The sequence below is a fragment of the Chitinophaga sp. 9-1-y genome (genome assembly GCF_059511905.2).
Window position 1 is genome coordinate 2,457,885 of record NZ_CM197955.1, and the last position, 16,995, is coordinate 2,474,879.

General features: G+C 43.7%; 15 protein-coding genes. 7 read left to right on the forward strand and 8 right to left on the reverse strand.

Going from position 1 to position 16,995, the window contains the following annotated elements:
• Positions 1 to 58 precede the first annotated feature (58 nt).
• The 5 genes from AC5ZC7_RS09825 (at position 59) to AC5ZC7_RS09845 (ending at position 4,277) form a co-directional block, all read left to right on the forward strand.
• Entirely contained in the window at positions 59 to 508 is a 450-nt protein-coding gene (locus AC5ZC7_RS09825; RefSeq protein ID WP_496159485.1) for an Hsp20 family protein, read from the forward strand.
• Positions 509 to 572: 64 nt separating this feature from the next.
• Positions 573 to 1,406 (forward strand): universal stress protein, encoded by an 834-nt coding sequence (locus AC5ZC7_RS09830; protein ID WP_496159484.1) that lies wholly within the window; start codon positions 573 to 575, stop codon positions 1,404 to 1,406.
• Positions 1,407 to 1,415: 9 nt separating this feature from the next.
• Entirely contained in the window at positions 1,416 to 2,252 is an 837-nt protein-coding gene (locus AC5ZC7_RS09835; protein WP_496159483.1) for a hypothetical protein, read from the forward strand.
• A gap of 10 nt (positions 2,253 to 2,262) precedes the next feature.
• Entirely contained in the window at positions 2,263 to 2,781 is a 519-nt protein-coding gene (locus tag AC5ZC7_RS09840) for a flavodoxin domain-containing protein (RefSeq protein ID WP_496159482.1), read from the forward strand.
• Positions 2,782 to 2,888: 107 nt separating this feature from the next.
• Positions 2,889 to 4,277: a L,D-transpeptidase family protein gene (locus AC5ZC7_RS09845; RefSeq protein ID WP_511911477.1), complete on the forward strand. Its 1,389-nt coding sequence runs from the start codon at positions 2,889 to 2,891 to the stop codon at positions 4,275 to 4,277.
• A gap of 5 nt (positions 4,278 to 4,282) precedes the next feature.
• Here AC5ZC7_RS09845 and AC5ZC7_RS09850 read toward each other — a convergent pair whose 3' ends face one another.
• The 5 genes from AC5ZC7_RS09850 to AC5ZC7_RS09870 form a co-directional block, all read right to left on the reverse strand.
• A complete protein-coding gene (locus AC5ZC7_RS09850; protein WP_496159480.1) occupies positions 4,283 to 5,800 on the reverse strand; it encodes a DNA polymerase III in 1,518 nt (505 codons plus the stop codon).
• 29 nt (positions 5,801 to 5,829) lie between these two features.
• Entirely contained in the window at positions 5,830 to 6,699 is an 870-nt protein-coding gene (locus AC5ZC7_RS09855) for an ATP cone domain-containing protein (protein WP_496159479.1), read from the reverse strand.
• A 170-nt stretch (positions 6,700 to 6,869) separates the two neighbouring features.
• The gene (locus AC5ZC7_RS09860; protein ID WP_496159478.1) at positions 6,870 to 9,263 is read right to left on the reverse strand and encodes a phosphoketolase; all 2,394 of its coding nucleotides are present in this window, start codon (positions 9,261 to 9,263) and stop codon (positions 6,870 to 6,872) included.
• Positions 9,264 to 9,291: 28 nt separating this feature from the next.
• Entirely contained in the window at positions 9,292 to 10,464 is a 1,173-nt protein-coding gene (locus AC5ZC7_RS09865) for an acetate/propionate family kinase (protein ID WP_496159477.1), read from the reverse strand.
• A gap of 204 nt (positions 10,465 to 10,668) precedes the next feature.
• On the reverse strand, positions 10,669 to 11,175 hold the full coding sequence (locus tag AC5ZC7_RS09870; RefSeq protein WP_496159476.1) for a heme-binding domain-containing protein: 507 nt from the start codon (positions 11,173 to 11,175) through the stop codon (positions 10,669 to 10,671).
• 382 nt (positions 11,176 to 11,557) lie between these two features.
• Between AC5ZC7_RS09870 and AC5ZC7_RS09875 the strand changes: the two genes are divergently transcribed.
• Positions 11,558 to 12,379, forward strand: a complete 822-nt coding sequence (locus AC5ZC7_RS09875; protein ID WP_496159475.1) for an alpha/beta fold hydrolase — start codon at positions 11,558 to 11,560, stop codon at positions 12,377 to 12,379.
• 167 nt (positions 12,380 to 12,546) lie between these two features.
• Here the strand turns inward: AC5ZC7_RS09875 and AC5ZC7_RS09880 are convergent, their stop codons facing one another.
• A complete protein-coding gene (locus tag AC5ZC7_RS09880) occupies positions 12,547 to 13,128 on the reverse strand; it encodes a cyclic nucleotide-binding domain-containing protein (RefSeq protein WP_496159474.1) in 582 nt (193 codons plus the stop codon).
• 229 nt (positions 13,129 to 13,357) lie between these two features.
• Between AC5ZC7_RS09880 and AC5ZC7_RS09885 the strand changes: the two genes are divergently transcribed.
• On the forward strand, positions 13,358 to 14,977 hold the full coding sequence (locus AC5ZC7_RS09885; protein WP_496159473.1) for a sigma 54-interacting transcriptional regulator: 1,620 nt from the start codon (positions 13,358 to 13,360) through the stop codon (positions 14,975 to 14,977).
• Here AC5ZC7_RS09885 and AC5ZC7_RS09890 read toward each other — a convergent pair.
• Both AC5ZC7_RS09890 and AC5ZC7_RS09895 read right to left on the reverse strand, forming a co-directional pair.
• A complete protein-coding gene (locus AC5ZC7_RS09890; protein WP_496159472.1) occupies positions 14,974 to 15,603 on the reverse strand; it encodes a TMEM175 family protein in 630 nt (209 codons plus the stop codon). The two genes, AC5ZC7_RS09885 and AC5ZC7_RS09890, sit on opposite strands and share 4 nt — an antisense overlap.
• Before the next feature lie 16 nt (positions 15,604 to 15,619).
• Complete coding sequence (locus AC5ZC7_RS09895) at positions 15,620 to 16,984, reverse strand: sigma 54-interacting transcriptional regulator (protein WP_496159471.1); 1,365 nt, start codon at positions 16,982 to 16,984, stop codon at positions 15,620 to 15,622.
• Positions 16,985 to 16,995 lie beyond the last annotated feature (11 nt).

Here is a 16,995-nt window from a genome sequence, read left to right on the forward strand (position 1 = left end):
TGCCTGGTAGAGACAGTAGTTTGCCATCAAAATATTTAACCAAAAAAAGGAGGTTTTTATGTCATCCGTATCATTAAGTAAACGTACTGCGTTAATGCCATCATTTTTTGATGATTTTTTAAAACCCTGGAGAGAATGGGCCGGCGGTTTTGATGGCAGGGCTTTTAATGCCTTAACTATTCCAGCAGTTAATGTAACAGAAGATAAAGAAAGTTATAAGCTGTCTTTGGCGGCACCAGGAATGAAAAAAGAGGACTTTAAAATTGATTTGGAGGGGAATACGCTGACTATTAGCGCGGAAACAGCAAGTGAGAAGGAGGAGAAAAATGAGAAGTATAGCAGGCAGGAATACAATTACAGCAATTTCTCCCGCAGTTTTAATTTGCCGGAAATGGTCAGCCGGGATAAAATAGAAGCGCGCTACGATGCAGGTGTGCTCAAGTTAAAATTACCTAAGAATGAAGACGCGAAAAAGAATGGGAAGAGTATTCGCATAGCTGTAAAATAGGAAGATTGATCCCCTGTCGGACTCTTCTGACAGGGATTTTACCTAAGTCAAAAAACGGTCTTTTATGGAAAAGATATTATTTATATCAGATGCGGTCACTATGAGCAGGGAATGTCTTGATTTTTCCTGTTACCTCGGCAACCTAACACATTCAAAAGTGACGGGTGTATTTCTTGAAAACCAGGAATTAGAACTCAGATCTGCAGAAGCCATTGAGGAAATAGCTGTTTGTGCGCCGGTTCGGGGAGTACCACTTGATATACAGAAACAACTATACAGAGATGAAAATATCTCTTTGTTTAAAAGTATCTGTGAATCAAATGGGGTAAATTTTGAAATACATAAGAATACAGGAATGCCGGCTGCCGAGGTGTTGAAAGAAAGCAGGTACGCGGACTTGCTGGTAATTGATGCTACTACCAGTTTTTCGTGGAAGTCCGAGAGTAGCCCAACTGCTTTTGTAAAAGAGATTTTAGAAAAGTCCGAATGCCCGGTTGTTATTGCGCCATTTTCCTTTGAGGGTATTGAAGAGATTGTCTTTACTTATAATGGCAGTCCTTCTTCTATGTTTGCCATTAAACAATTTACGCACTTATTCCCGGCATATCGTCATAGCAAAGTGACGGTATTAAGTGTCATCGAAACCGGCAAACAGATAAAAGGGGATCGGGACAGGCTGGAAGAATGGTTAGCCACACACTATGACAACGCCACCATTAAGGTGCTGGAAGATACCAATGTAGGCGGGCGATTGATGGAATACCTGTTCAGTAAAGAGCACACATTTATGGTAATGGGTGCTTACGGCCGGAGTTTTTTGTCGAAAATGGTACTTCCCAATCCTGCTGAACCAATACTAAAGGTGAGCACTCAACCCATATTTATTTCACATTACTAAGAATATTTTATGAAAAAGATCATAGGCGCTATTGACGCTTTACATTTCTCTGAGGACCAGGTAGCATGCTTTAATTATTTCGCCCGGGAAGCCAATGGCGAACTGACGCTTCTTTGTATGGATAATTTAACTACCGGTGCTATTCCGGTAGCGGGTATATTTTCTGAATCTCCCGTAGTTACTTATGAGGAGATTAGTGTAGAGGGGAGAGCGGCGTTGCAATGGCAGAGAAACAAAAATGTAAAACAGTTACACCAGATTTGCGATAGAGAACATATCGGGATCGATACCAGGGAGTCTGTTAGTTACCCCGTGGAAGAGGTAGTAGCTGCCAGTCGTTTTGCAGATCTGTTGCTCGTCACTAACAATACCTCTTTTACTGCACTCTCTGATACTAATCCTCCCAGGTTTGTGAAAGATTTATTGGTAGCGGCAACATGCCCGGTAATGGTATTGCCGGAGGTATTGTCGCCCATTAAGGAAATCATCTTTGCATATAGCGGTACATACTCTTCTATTTATGCGATCCGCCAGTTTACCCTGCTTTTCCCTGGATTTGCAGATACCCCGGTAAAGGTGGTATATGTGGCTGAAAACAACGAGCAGGCAATTCCATTTGAATATCAGCTGAAAGACTATCTGCAAACGCATTATAACCAGGTGGATTTTGTGAGAATGAGCGGAGAGCCGGCCACTGTTTTCCTGGCATTATTAATACGCCGAAATGACTGTATCGTTACCTATGGCGCTTTTGGACGGAGTGATCTGTCCCGGTTTTTCCACCACAGTGATGCAGAAAACATCCTGCGTACTACAAATATTCCAGTGTTTATCACGCATCCGTAAAGCATTTTTTATGAAGGGAATCATTATTTATAAAGGAAAATATGGAGCCACCCGTCAGTATGCCATTTGGTTGGGTAATATGTTGAATATCCCGGCGGTACTGGCCGGGAGTGAAATGAAGGACCAATTGCAGGCGGCAGATTATATAATTATGGGAACCAGTGTTTATATTGGGAAATTGCAGTTACGCAAGTGGATTGAGCAACATCAGGATTTACTGCTGAATAAAAAGCTATTTCTTTTCCTGGTGGCAGGTACACCTGTTTCAGAGAAGGAAAAGCTACAGGAGTACATTACCATTAATGTTAGTGCTGAAATCAGATCCAGGTGTAGCTGCTTTTTCCTTCCGGGCAAACTCGAGTTCAACAAGTTATCGCTCCCCGATAAAATTTTGTTGAGAATGGGCGCGTGGCTGGCAAAAAAACGGGGCGAAAGCATTGTAATGACAGATTACAATAACGTAAGCAGGGACCAATTATTAGTAATTGTTGATGCAGTAGGTAAACTAAATCAAGTCGCCGTTAAATGACGAAGTGCTTTTTTATATTACTATTATTCCCGTTTTTTTGCACTGCCCGGCAACGTAGTCCTTACAACACACCTACTGATTCCGTTACACGTTCTTTTTATCAGAAAATGGACAAGCAACTTGTGTGGCTTACCGCAGCAGGAAGGCCCCAGTTGAATTTGTTAAACCACTATATCCGGCAAGCTACTTACCTGGGCCTGGACACAAAGGACTATGAGCCGGTGATGATCCAGGCAGCGACAGAGAATAGCTGGAAAATGCTGACTGCCGCGGATAGCCTGTCTACAGATGTACGAATTACAGAAACTGCGTTGCAATTTTTTAGCGATGTAGCTGGTGGCCGGCAGGTAAAACCATTTGTGAAATTTGATGGACTCCCACCGCCATCTGACAGAAGAGTTGCCATCGCTGCTGAACTAGCTGAGAGTTTGTCAAAAGATCAATTCGCTGTTTTTTTACAGCATGTAGAGCCGGCAGATACGGCGTATGGTACCCTGAAGCAGCTTATCGCCGGCTTCTATACAGTACTGCTGGATACCGCTTTTGCAGAGATACCCGTTACGTCATTAAAAGCAGATAGCGCCAACACCGCCTTATTAAGACGGCTTCATCAAATTGGTGTAGCGGATACTTTACCAGGTATCCCGGATCCATCCCTGCAAGAAAGGATTATTGCGGCGCAACAGTTGTTTAATATGCTGGATGATGGTGTGTTAAGACCTGGTTTCCTGCAGGCATTAAATACACCATTATCCTCGAGATTGCAAGTACTGAAAAATGCCTTGAATCAAATCCGTTGGTTGTATTACTATAAAGTACATGCCTCCGTGGTGTTGGTAAATATACCTTCCACCACAGTTACGTTTTATCAAAACAATAAGTTGGTGCTATCTTCAAGGGTGATTACAGGTAAGAAGAGCACTCCTACACCTACGCTTTGCAGCAGAATTACGGAGGTGGTACTTTTCCCTTATTGGATGGTTCCTAATAAAATCGCTGTCAGGGAATTGCTGCCGCATATAAAAAGGGATCAGCAATATCTTGTTGATAACCAATACCAGGTATTAGACAAGCATGGGCATATAACAGATCCATCATCCATTAACTGGCATCAGCTGGGGCCGGGTAATTTCCCCTACGTTATCCGGCAGAATACGGGATGTGATAATTCCCTGGGTATTGTGAAATTGAATTTTTTCAGCCCGTTTGATGTTTATCTGCATGATACGCCGGGAAAGAGCCTGTTTATGTTGAAACAGCGTTTTTTTAGTCACGGCTGCGTAAGGGTGGAAGAAGCCTTACCTTTAGCGCATTTACTTTTGGATAAGGATGCCCCGGGCATGGTGGCACTGGAGGCAAAGGGTAGTCAGCCGAATCAGCACCCGGTGATATTTCCGGTTAAGAGCCTGGCGTATGTTTTTATACTTTATAATACTGCATGGCCCGATAGTACAGGTCAGGTAAGGTTTTATGAAGATGTTTACGGAAAGAACTGATTTAACTATACTATCTTGCTGATAGCTGCCAATTTGTTCTTTTTAAATTTCACAATGTCTTCCCAGCTGTAGGTATTGAGAATGTTAGTCTTGCAGCAACCCCCTCTTCTCGCTACCCATATACCCAACTGCATAAAATCAAAATGTGTCAATTCGTGCGCATCTGTATCGATAACCAATTTCACTCCTTCGGCAATCGCTTTTTTTACCAGGCTATCGTTTAGATCCAGCCGGTTAGGACGTGCATTTATTTCGATGGCAGTACCGGTAGCTGCGGCTTTTTTAAATAATTGATCCCAGTCCACAGGGTAAGGATTTCTACTGCCAATAAGGCGGCCACTGGGGTGACCTATACAATGAACATATGGGTTTTCACAGGCTTTCATTAACCTGTCCGTATTGTCTTTTGTAAAGTGGCTATGGATAGACGCGATGACCCAATCGAACTGTTTCAAAAGTTTATCGGGTAATGACAACTGGCCATCTTCCAGGATATCTACTTCTACGCCTTTTTTTACGTAATCATATCCCAGTTGTTCATTCACATTGTTTATTTCGGCAGCCTGACGCGCTATATCTGCTGGTTGTAGTACATGCCCTGTTCTGTCACCGGATGCATGATCTGTGATGACGATATATTGATAGTGAGGGAATATGCTAAATACATAACGGGCAATATGGGCAATGCTTTCCTTTCCATCACTCCAGTTACTGTGTATCTGCATATCGCCTCTTAACTGATTAAATGTTACAAGGGAAGGTAAAGCATGTTCTGCTGCGCCGGTAATAATATCCTGTTCCTCTCTCAGTTCTGGTGGAACATAGTCCAACTGCATATGTTGAAATATTTCCTCTTCTTTTTCGCAGGCAACATATTGGCGATTTTTGACATCATACAAGCCATTGGCCCCCAGCCGGTATCCTTTTTGGACAGCCCAATTTTCCATCAGGGCGTTGTAGTTTTTTGAACCCGTATAATATAACAGCGTGCCTCCATAATGTTTGGCATCTGTCAGGTAAAGATATACCAACAGCTGACTATGTAATACAATGCCTATCCTATTCTCCCCGGCAGCAAAAATACTTTCCGTTAATGGCAGGCGGATAATCTTATAGAGTAACTTTTTTTTGTCCGGACCGTTTATTTGTACTACGATGTCAATATCTCCTATGGTGTCTTTCCCTCTTCTAAGACTACCTGCCAGCGCCGCTTTTTGCACTTCCGGAAGCTGACGGATGGTGTGTAATATTTCTTTACCCTGCAAAATGGCTTCCGGAAATTGTAAGCGGTTAGCTGCTTCTTTGTATAGTTTTAATGCCCGCCTGATGTTCTTTTTATTCTCGGCTGTTAATACCTGGATCTTGTCCAGTTGTTCCATTGCTACGGCAGTAGTGAATTCACTGAGATTTTTTATTCCAAGTTCATGACAGATAATGTTTACTTTGTCAGCTGTAATTCCCCTGATATCCATCAGTTCCACCAATGTAGCCGGGATTGTTTTGGTGCTTGCATGCGTTTTCATATTGTTTAAGTTTTATTACTACACAGTAATCAGGCCCATTCCACGGGGATTATATTTTCGCACAAATGACGCGCTTCTGCTATAGCCAGGTCATATCTGGGACTGATAATGTTAGTATTTGTAAGAAAGTCAGGTTGTTCTATGAGAGTGCGACATAATACGACTCCCTTTTCCAGCAGCATATATTTTTCGTGGCGACTCAATGTGGAAAGACAGGTGATAGGATAAAGGCCGGTTTTATCAACAATATCCTTTAGCCCCTTTCCAACGGGATAATCCCAGGATAGCATATTTAACCCCATACATGCTGCATATTGTGTCGCATCCGGAGTGATACGTGTATTCGTTACCAGCCATCCCTGGTACTCCTGTTGGGGCTGGTTATCCAACGAAGTCATTTTATATACGATGTCTTTAAACCGTGACTGTATGTACAATGGAATTTTCACATCGCAGTGCGTGCCCTGTACCTGGTGATATTTGCATTCAATGATATATGCACGTGTGTTTTTGACTGCATAGATATCTACCTCATGTGTAATACAGTGTCCGGTCATTAGTTGATTGGTAATAGCTGAATAGCCTGCTTGTCTGAAAAGATGGGCCACATATTGTTCGAAAGGAAAACCGGAAGGTCCCAGCTCAAAAATGGCTTGCTTCAACCGGTATCGACCGGCCAGTTGACGGGATGATTTTTTTAGTAAATCATATGCCATCTTATAAATCATGCGCGTGGGCATGTTGGGATATACTTGTTTATATAGCTCCTTGAGTATCTTATCAATTAATTCAGAACTAACACCTGATCTCTTCAGGGATTGCTTAATCTTTTCTGAAGAGAATGGGACTTTGGTACCACTGGATTTTGTAACGAGTATAGATGGTTGTGTTGATTCCATGATCAAAAATATTTCTGTTACTAATGTAGGCTTATATGGAGATCCATTACCTGATACTCATTAGGCGTAACAGTGATTGTTGTCATGTATTGATGGAAGAGATAACGGTAACATCAATTGCTCTGCAAATAAACAGGAAAGCGGATGGTTCACATCCGCTTTCCTGTTTATTAATATTCCCATTGCCAGTTGGTAATTTCCGGCATATCCTGGCCATTTGCCTTGATGTATTGTTTATGCGCTACCAGCTTATCCTGCAGTAGTTGCTTCAGATAAACACCCCTGCTGCCAGTTTGGGGCAGGCGATCTATTACATCCATTACCAGGTGGAACCTGTCCATTTCGTTCAGTACGGTCATATCAAAGGCGGTGGTAACAGTGCCTTCTTCCTTATACCCTCTTACATGGATATTACTGTTATTGGCCCTGCTGTAAGTTAACCGGTGTATGAGCCACGGATAACCATGAAACGCAAAAATAACTGGTTTGGAAGTGGTAAACAGTGCATCAAAGTCTTTATCACTTAACCCATGCGGATGTTCTGTTTGTCTTTCCAGTTTTAGAAGATCTACAACATTAATCACACGGATCTTTAACTCGGGTAGATGCTCTCTGAGAATAGATACGGCGGCAAGCGTCTCCAATGTAGGAACATCGCCGCTACAGGCCATCACTACGTCGGGTTCGCATTCCTGGTCATTGCTGGCCCAGCTCCAGATACTTAATCCACGGGTACAATGCTGAATAGCCTCTTCCATGTTCAGCCATTGAGGGGAGGGGTGTTTTCCTGCAATGATTACATTGACATAATGCATACTGCGCAGGCAGTGATCCGTTACAGATAACAGGCAGTTGGAATCGGGAGGAAGATATACCCTTACGATTTCTGCTTTCTTATTAATGACATGATCAATAAAGCCGGGATCCTGATGGGTAAATCCGTTGTGGTCTTGTCGCCACACGGTGGAGGTGAGCAGGATGTTTAATGATGGTATCTGCCTGCGCCAGGGAATTTCGCGGGTCATTTTTAGCCATTTGGCATGTTGATTAAACATGGAATCGACTATATGAATGAATGCTTCGTAGCAGTTAAATATTCCATGTCTGCCGGTCAGCAGATAGCCTTCCAGCCATCCTTCACATTGGTGTTCACTCAGCATCTCCATTACTTTCCCTGATGGTGCCAGGAACTCATCACTTTTGTCAGTGTCGGCATTCCATTGTCTGTTGGTTACTTCAAACACTGCCTCGAGGCGATTGGATACGGTTTCATCGGGCCCGAAGATCCGGAAGTTGTTACTGTCTTCATTCAGATGAATGATATCCCGTAAAAAGCGTCCGCTCACATGCACGTCACCTTCTCCCATTTTCCCTCTTTCTGTGCAGCTGACGGCATAATTACAAAAATCAGGCATTTTGAGTGTTTTAGTTAGCAGCCCCCCATTGGCATGAAGGTTGGCGCCCATTCTTTTTTCGCCCTTTGGCGCCAGCGCTGCAATATCTTTATTCAGCTGCCCTCTTTCATCAAAAAGTTCTGCCGGTTTGTAGCTTTTCATCCATGCTTCCAGCATGGGAAGATGATTTGCCGGACTATGGGCAGTAACAGCCAGTGGAATCTGATGCGCACGGAAGTTACCTTCTATCTTATACCCATCTACTACTTTAGGTCCGGTCCAGCCTTTGGGTGACCTCAAAATAATCATTGGCCACCGGGGACGTCCTGTTTTGATATGATCTGCAGCTTGCTGTTTTATATTTTTGATCTGGCTGACAGCGCTATCCAGCGCGGCAGCCATTGCCTGGTGCATTTCTGTGGGGTCCGAGCCTTCCACAAAAATGGGTGTCCAGCCATATCCTGTAAACAGCAACTCTAGTTCAGCGTGAGAAATTCTGGCCAATACAGTAGGGTTGGAGATCTTATACCCGTTTAGATGTAAAATTGGCAATACAACACCATCTGTGGCTGGATGCAGGAATTTATTCGAATGCCAGGCAGTTGCCAGCGGCCCTGTTTCAGCTTCTCCATCACCTACTACACAGGCTACAATAAGAGACGGATTATCTAAAACAGCGCCAAAGGAATGGCTGAGAGAATAACCCAATTCGCCACCTTCATGAATGGAGCCTGGTGTTTGAGGGGAAGCGTGGCTGGAAACTCCACCAGGGTAGGAAAACTGTGTAAATAGTTTTCGTAGTCCCTCTTCATCCTGCGTAATGGCGGGATATACTTCGCTATATGTACCTTCCAGGTAGGTGCCGGACACCACCGCCGGACCGCCGTGCCCGGGACCAGATACATAAAGCATGTTAAGATCATATTTGCAGATGATCCTGTTAAGATGCGTATAAATGAAATTCTGTCCGGGAGTTGTTCCCCAGTGGCCCAGCTGCATTTTTTTTATATGCGCCATTTGCAATGGTTCCTTTAGCAAGGGATTATCCCGGAGATAGAGCTGGCCTACTGACAAGTAGTTGGCGGCGCGCCAATAGGCATGTATCTTATCAAGCATCGCCGGTGATAACGGCGCATCTGTGCTGGTGGCTGTTTCGACTGCATTATTCATGAGTATATTTTTTTGATAATGATATTATTTAATGACGGATCATGCCAATTGCTATTTGTGCCATCATCCATTCCTCATCCGTTGGTATTACCCTGACGGTAGTTGGCCCTTTATCGATAGATATCAGGCCGCTATTTTCCCGGTTACGTTGATCGTCCAACCTGATTCCCAGGAAATTCAAATGCGCACAAATACGTTGCCTGATAACCGGTGAATTTTCTCCAATACCACCTGAAAATACCAGTGTGTCAATACCTCCCAGTACTGCCGCGTAAGCACCAATCTTTTTCCTGACTTCGTAACAGAACAGGTCAATGGCTTCCCGGGCCCGGATATCGGTGTTTTCCTGGATAAGTAAGTCCGCCATGTCGCCGGTAGTTTCTGCTATTCCCAGCAACCCGGATTCGTGATTAATGAGGTGATTGAACTGATCGGTGGAGAGATTTTCGGATTTCATGATGTACCAGGCAACACCGGGATCAATGTCTCCACTTCTGCTACTCATGGGAATACCGGAGGCAGGTGTAAAAGCCATGCTGGTATCCATGCTTTGTCCCTGATGTACGGCGGCTAAACTGGCGCCGTTCCCGAGATGCGCCAATACTACCCGGCCGTTGGCGTTATCTTTTCCCGCTGTTTTTTCCAATGCAAGCATAAGATACTGATAGGATAAGCCATGGAAGCCATACCGCATGATGCCCTGGCTTTCAAATCTCCGGGGAACAGGAAGCTGCCTGGCTACGCGGGGGATTGTTTGGTGAAAAGCAGTATCGAAGCAGGCAATATGGGTTTTACCCGGATAATGCTGCTGGAAAACCTCTACCAGGTTGATTTCATTCGGAAGATGATCGGGGTCGTAGGGAATGATCTGTTTTAATGAGGCCAGTAAAGATGCTGTAATAACGGCCGGAGCAGTGTGTTGCATACCATGCACTATCCTGTGAGCAATGGCAACTATTTTTTCAATATCCTTTTGGCTTTCCAGCCAGTTGGCGAGACAAAGAATAGCAGAAGGATAATCACAGATAGTATCAGCCGGTATAGTTTGGGTTATCCCGGTGTTTGCTAGCCTTATTTTGAAGCTGATACCCGTTCTTCCAATATTATTAATTTGCCCTGAAAGTATTTTTTCCGGATTTTCTGTTTGTGTAAAAATGGCAAATTTAATGCTGGACGAACCACCATTGAGGATTAACAGCATAATAAAGTATTAAATAATAAAGTATTAAAATGTTGTAAACAGCCCCGAAGTTCTTTTTTTAGTAAGCGGATTACAATGACAGCCGTCAGATATTTCTTTGATATTGGTCATTGTTCCATTTTGCTGCACAGGCGAATGTACCCTTTAATTGTTGAAACAAGGGAACAGGGTATAATGTTGTCGCAAACGCTAGCGTTGTTGGGGTTATATGGCGTTAACTTTCTTTTTAACAACAAAACTATCCGCTGGATATTTCGCTTTCATAATGGTGCGTATTCCTTCGCACCAGTCGCTGAAAAGTTTCTTTTCGGCAGCTGTTAATCTCGCATTGGTGTGAATGATGGTATAAGATGATAAGGGCATTTCTCCTTCGTTAACCATCTCGATGCTTTCTCCCAGTTTTTTATACTGCCTTGCAATTCGGTTGTTGGTGAATTCGTTGAAATTCAGATGACGTTTTCCATCCTTCACATGTTTATTCAGCCACCAGGTTAGGGGTTGAATTTCCGCATACCACGGATAAACGGTATTGTTACTATGACAGTCATTACACGCCCGCTTTAGTATATCCTTTACTTCCGGAGGAGTGGTATAAGTAGTGGTGATGTCATGAGCGGGTGCCGCATCAGTGATATTTCTTGCCGGTCGATAAAATTGTATTAAAACAACTACCAACAACACAATCCACAGGAAGATTTTCTTGCGTTTCATAGCAACTTCGTTTTAAACTAGTGTAGATGTCATTATAGAAGGAAGTGGATAAATAGCAGTTTTACTTCCTGGAAAATAGACTGGAAGCAACTTAAATAATATTTTTGAAGAAATGCTGTTTTTTTGCTGAAAATTCGCCGACGAAAAATGACAAGGGTAGGGGCAGATGCTGGTGAAAGGACCATTTTGATACGCCAGATTCTTAATCTAGATTAATCCTAATTCTTAAGCTAGATTATTGGTGGATGACTGTCTTGTAAGCGACTTTTGTTCTACGATTGAGAGGACTGGAAAGCCCCAAATATAGTGGGATCCAGCCTGATCGTTTCTTATCTGATGAACAGAAATGTTTACTGATCATTTAACTATTAAACTCAAAAAAATGAACAAGATTACAGTAAAAGACGGGACAGAAATCTATTACAAGGATTGGGGAACTGGTCAACCCCTTGTTTTCCACCATGGATGGCCATTATCGAGCGATGATTGGGATGGTCAAATGATTTATTTCCTGAACCAGGGATTCAGAGTCATTGCTTTTGATCGCCGGGGACATGGACGTTCCAGCCAAACTGCCATTGGACATGATATGGACACTTATGCTGCTGATGTGGCGGAACTGGTTCATGCGCTTGATTTAAAAAATGCGGTGCATATTGGGCATTCAACAGGTGGCGGAGAAGTAATACGCTATGTGGCCAAATATGGGAAAGGACGTGTGGCCAAAGCAGTGCTTGTAAGCGCGGTGACACCCATAATGGTTAAGAACGAAAATAATCCGGATGGTGTTCCATTGTCTGTTTTTGATGAAATACGTGCCAATACAGCTACCAACAGGCAGCAATATTTTCAGGATTTCACCATTCCATTTTATGGCTATAACCGCGAAGGGGCAAAGAAGTCTCAGGGTATTATGGACAATTGGTGGCGTCAGGGAATGATGGGGGCAATAAAAGCGCATTATGATTGCATCAAGGCATTTTCTGAAACAGATTTTACAGAAGACCTTAAGCGCGTTGAGATTCCTGTGCTGGTGATGCATGGTGAAGATGATCAGATTGTACCTATTGCGACCACTGGAGTAAAGGCAGCAGCGCTGTTGAAAAATGGCAGGCTGATTACCTACCCAGGATTTCCGCATGGTATGCCAACAACAGAAGCCGCTACGATCAATAAAGACTTGTTAGCGTTCATCAGAGAATAGCTATCATCCGTATTTGTATAGCAAGCGGCCCGGGATTATTCCGGGCCGCTTGCATTAATGCGAAATCTTAATATAGGTTAATGCGATTTCTTAAACTGGTTCATAGGACCCAACAGTAATATCACGGAACTTCGTGGCATCGTGTATTTAAAGCGGAAAGAAGAGCGCTATCGTTTCTTTTTCTGCAGGGTGTTTCTGACTTTGCTGAGAAATTCCGGGGATACGCCAAGGTAACGGGCTATTTGATTTTGTGGTACGCGCTGTACCACCTGTGGATATTTTTCAATAAAAGCCAGGTAGCGTTGCTCTGCTGTTTGCGAAACAAGACTGTGCAGGCGTTTTTGGAAGGAGAATAGAGAGCGTTGCATCAACAGGCGAAACAATGCTTCAAACTTGGGTATTTTCTCGTAAAGCATTGCTTTGTTTTTGTGGTCGATCATCAGCAGTTCACAATCTTCCAATGACTCAATAAACATGTTGGAAGGTGTTTGTTCTGTAAAGCTGGAAGGATCGCTCACCCACCAATTTTCAGTTGCAAAGGTGAGAATTGTTTCAGTGCCATCCTCACTTAAGTAGTAGGTGCGGATACATCCTTTTACAATGTAAGCTTCGAAATCGCAGATGTCACCCTCCTGTAAAAGGTAAGTACGTTTACGGATTCGTTTGAATTTGAGCATGGAATGAAATAGTTTCCGCTCCGCTGGTGTCAGAGAGATATGATCTACAAATCGGTCAATTTGTTCAAACATAGTCGGCTAAAATATTGGATGTATAGCAGTTTGCAGATAAATAAAGCAGTTCCGTATGTTCAAATGCTATTCCTGTATTTATGCTGTTGATTATCAATTATATATAGTTTGTTTAGGCAAACTGAAAAATTACGGTATATCGTAATTTTATGTAGACTTAGTATTATTGCAATGCCGCGGGACGTTTTGCTTCGGCATGGATTTAATTACTGATAGAAAATTAAGAGTTATGGATAATGGTGCTTTAGACAAGAAAAACGAATTTGAAACCCTGTTATGCTTTTCAAAAGTAATAGCTGCGGCCAGACATCGTTCAGACCTCTGGGAAATAATAAATGAACAATTATTGGATAATTTTGGCGCCAGCTATTATACACTTTGTCTCATCAATGAAGATAATACTACACATACGCCGTTTTTATACAGCGCTAAGAATAAAATAAAATCCATCACCGGGGAAAGTCCGGTAATGCTTCAGCAGCATCCTTTTCACGATGGAATATTTAACCGGGTTATTGACATGGAGGAGCCATTGATATTGGATATGAAAGGGCTGATCCGGCAAAAGGACGTTCCCACCTATGTTATTCACTGGCATAACTCAGGAATAAAAGAGATGATGTTGGTGAGGATTTGTAATGGCAAAAAGCCGAAAGGAGTGCTGTATCTGTATGCGAAAAGAAGCGGCGCCTTTGGCAAGACGCAATTTGGCCTTCTCAAGGGGGTGGCAGATCAGCTGGGAACGGGGATATCCAATATTCTTGCCAATGAGCAAATTGAGTTGCAGTTGGAAGAGATCCGGAAATATAAAATGGAATTGGAGCAGGAGAACAGCTATCTGAAGGAAGCGTGGAGAAAAGATAAGCACCTGGCCAATAAGGCTGTTGGCAATTCAGATATTATGAAGAAAGTGCATGGCCTGGTGTCGAAGGTAGCGGCGTCCGATGCCACGGTGCTGATCCTGGGGGAAACGGGCACAGGTAAGGAACTGATTGCAAACCAGGTACATGATGCCTCTCCACGACGTGATAAGCTGATGATCAAAGTGAATTGTGCTGCTATTCCCGCTAACCTGGTAGAAAGTGAGTTATTTGGCCATGAGAAAGGTAGCTTCACGGGAGCATTAGATAGAAGGATAGGCAAATTTGAACTGGCCAATAACAGTACCCTTTTCCTGGATGAAGTAGGGGAGCTTCCACTGGAAATCCAGGCTAAGTTACTGAGGGTACTACAGGAAAAGGAAATAGAACGGATTGGTGGCCGTTCGGTTATTAAAGTAGATGTGCGCATCATTGCTGCCACCAACAAAAACCTGGAAGCCGAGGTACTTGCAGGTCGTTTCCGGAGCGATTTATATTACCGCCTGAATGTATTTCCTATAACTCTCCCGCCACTACGGGACCGGGGAGAGGATATCCGGGAACTTGCCTTTTATTTCATGAGCCAGTATGCGACAAATACCGGGAGAAAGATCACCGGCATTACGAAAAAAATGCAGGAAAAATTGATGGCTTATTCCTGGCCGGGCAACATCCGGGAGTTGGAGCATCTCATTGAACGTGCCGTGCTCCTTACTTCTACCAATACCATATCGGAAATAAGTCTTCCCACCAGGAACGAGGTGATCCCTGTGGTGACGGATGCAGGGGGCCAGATACGCTCTTTGGCAGACGTAGAGCGGGAACATATCTTGAAAATGGTAAAATTATCCAGGGGTAGAATATCGGGCGTAAATGGGGCCGCATCCAAGTTACAGCTCCCGGCCACCACCCTTATTTCAAAAATGCAAAAGCTGGGTATCCAAAAGAAGCATTTTATTGATTTACCGGAAACGTCAGGAGGGATTTAGTTGTCAACCTCCTTAGTGTTTCTCATGGAGAGATCCAGTCTGCCAGATGTAAAGGCCCAGTAACTCCAGAGAAGCAGGCACAGTGCCAGGGCGCCGGAAGGCCATATAAAAGATAACAGGAATGCTGATAAGTGAACCGGCACGCCATACAAGTAGTTCCTTTTTATATTCCGGATGGCAGTACGACTGAGCTCAGGGCGCAATAGTTCGTGGTTGCTGCTGGCAATACCCCATAGCAGGTTAAACGCAAGATTGATCAATACAAACAACCCTGTATAAATGGCTACTGCAAGGGTTTCAGAAGGGGTATGGTAATATTTGGCCAGTAGTGCGGTTGGGTAAGATATGCAGGTAGCAAGGAATAGTATCAGGCCGTTGGAAAACATCAATGCGCTGTTACGGCGATATATCTGTTTAAATATTTTGTGGTGATTCACCCACATAATGAATATGCTGAAAAATGAAAGTCCGAATGCAAGAAAAGAGGGCCATTGACCAGCCAGGCTATTCAGTATGGCCTGCTTGTTATTGCCCTCCGGTACGTGTAGTTCCAATACCAACAAGGTGATGGCAATGGCAAAAACGCCATCGCTAAAACCTTCGATCCTGGCGGTTTCTTTCTCCATAACTAATGGGTAAATGTTAATTATAGGTCGATTTGATGCCGAGTTTCTTCATCTTGGAATACAGTGTTTGCGGTGGAACTTTCAGAATTTCTGCAGCGCCCATTTTTCCGGATACCCGGCCATTGCAAGCTTTCAGCACTCTCATAATATGTGCCCTTTCCATTTCTTCCAAAGTTTCCAGGTTATTATCGTTGGCAATCGGTAGTTGTGATGCCGGAAGTGCTATTGTATCCAGTTGCGGGCCATCTGCCAGGATAAATTGTCTTTCGATGAGATGTTCAAGCTCCCGGATGTTTCCCGGCCAGTCGTATTCCAGCAACAATTTTAACGCGGCATGACTGATGCCTGTGACCTGCTTGTTGTTGGCGGCCGACAGCCGTTGCAGGAAATGATATACCAATGGTTCAATATCTTCCCTGCGATCCCGCAGGGCCGGTAATTCAATGGGAAATACCTTCAGCCGGTAGTAAAGGTCCAGCCGGAAGCGGCCTTCCGCCACTTCTTTTTCCAGGTTCCTGTTGGTGGCCGCAATCACCCTTACATCCAGCTTAATGAGTTGGTCGCCGCCTAACTTTTCAATTTCCCTTTCCTGCAATGCACGTAATAGTTTTACCTGGGCTTCCAGGGGAAGTTCTCCTATTTCATCGAGAAAAAGTGTCCCGCCATTTGCCTGCTCAAACTTGCCGACGCGTTTTTGTATGGCGCCGGTAAACGCACCCCGTTCGTGACCAAATAGTTCTGACTCGAGTAAGGATAGTGGAAGTGCAGCACAGTTGATGGTGATAAATGGTTTATTCTTCCGAAGGGAGTTTTTATGAATGGCACGAGCAAAACATTCTTTGCCGGTACCACTTTCTCCTAATAGTAGCACAGAAGTGTTCGTAGGAGCAACCGCCACTATTTTATCGAGTGCCTTCCTGAGGGGGAGACTGTTCCCGATAATATCCGGGGCAAATGTATTGACGGATGGCGCGGGGAGTCCTTCACTTTTTATCATCCCATTTTCTATACCATGACGATACCGGGCGATATCCAGCATAATAAAAAGATCGCGCTCTCTAAAAGGCTTTACCAGGAAACCGTAGGGCTGTGTGGCTTTAGCTGCTTCCAGGGTTTGTTGATTGGTATTGGCAGAGATGTATAAAAAGGGTAGCCTGCGCTGTAAAAGCTCTTTCCCCAGCTCAATGCCACTGGTAGCTGTTTTTAGCGTAATGTCCAGTAGTACCCAATCAGGTTTCTTTTCGTCTATTATCGTTCTTGCTTTCTCAACAGAAGTGGCAATGCCGCAGACTTCGTACCCACCTTTGAGTAGCATCATCTTTAAATCGTTGCTTACAATGAATTCATCTTCAACGATCAGGATTTTTTCCTTACCCTCCATTTTCCGTAATA

Coding starts and splice junctions, on each gene's coding strand:
- AC5ZC7_RS09825 (WP_496159485.1), top strand. CDS start 59: ATGTCATCCGTATCATTAAGTAAACGTACTGCGTTAATGCCATCATTT.
- AC5ZC7_RS09830 (WP_496159484.1), top strand. CDS start 573: ATGGAAAAGATATTATTTATATCAGATGCGGTCACTATGAGCAGGGAA.
- AC5ZC7_RS09835 (WP_496159483.1), top strand. CDS start 1,416: ATGAAAAAGATCATAGGCGCTATTGACGCTTTACATTTCTCTGAGGAC.
- AC5ZC7_RS09840 (WP_496159482.1), top strand. CDS start 2,263: ATGAAGGGAATCATTATTTATAAAGGAAAATATGGAGCCACCCGTCAG.
- AC5ZC7_RS09845 (WP_511911477.1), top strand. CDS start 2,889: ATGGACAAGCAACTTGTGTGGCTTACCGCAGCAGGAAGGCCCCAGTTG.
- AC5ZC7_RS09850 (WP_496159480.1), bottom strand. CDS start 5,800: ATGAAAACGCATGCAAGCACCAAAACAATCCCGGCTACATTGGTGGAA.
- AC5ZC7_RS09855 (WP_496159479.1), bottom strand. CDS start 6,699: ATGGAATCAACACAACCATCTATACTCGTTACAAAATCCAGTGGTACC.
- AC5ZC7_RS09860 (WP_496159478.1), bottom strand. CDS start 9,263: ATGAATAATGCAGTCGAAACAGCCACCAGCACAGATGCGCCGTTATCA.
- AC5ZC7_RS09865 (WP_496159477.1), bottom strand. CDS start 10,464: ATGCTGTTAATCCTCAATGGTGGTTCGTCCAGCATTAAATTTGCCATT.
- AC5ZC7_RS09870 (WP_496159476.1), bottom strand. CDS start 11,175: ATGAAACGCAAGAAAATCTTCCTGTGGATTGTGTTGTTGGTAGTTGTT.
- AC5ZC7_RS09875 (WP_496159475.1), top strand. CDS start 11,558: ATGAACAAGATTACAGTAAAAGACGGGACAGAAATCTATTACAAGGAT.
- AC5ZC7_RS09880 (WP_496159474.1), bottom strand. CDS start 13,128: ATGTTTGAACAAATTGACCGATTTGTAGATCATATCTCTCTGACACCA.
- AC5ZC7_RS09885 (WP_496159473.1), top strand. CDS start 13,358: ATGGATAATGGTGCTTTAGACAAGAAAAACGAATTTGAAACCCTGTTA.
- AC5ZC7_RS09890 (WP_496159472.1), bottom strand. CDS start 15,603: ATGGAGAAAGAAACCGCCAGGATCGAAGGTTTTAGCGATGGCGTTTTT.
- AC5ZC7_RS09895 (WP_496159471.1), bottom strand. CDS start 16,984: ATGGAGGGTAAGGAAAAAATCCTGATCGTTGAAGATGAATTCATTGTA.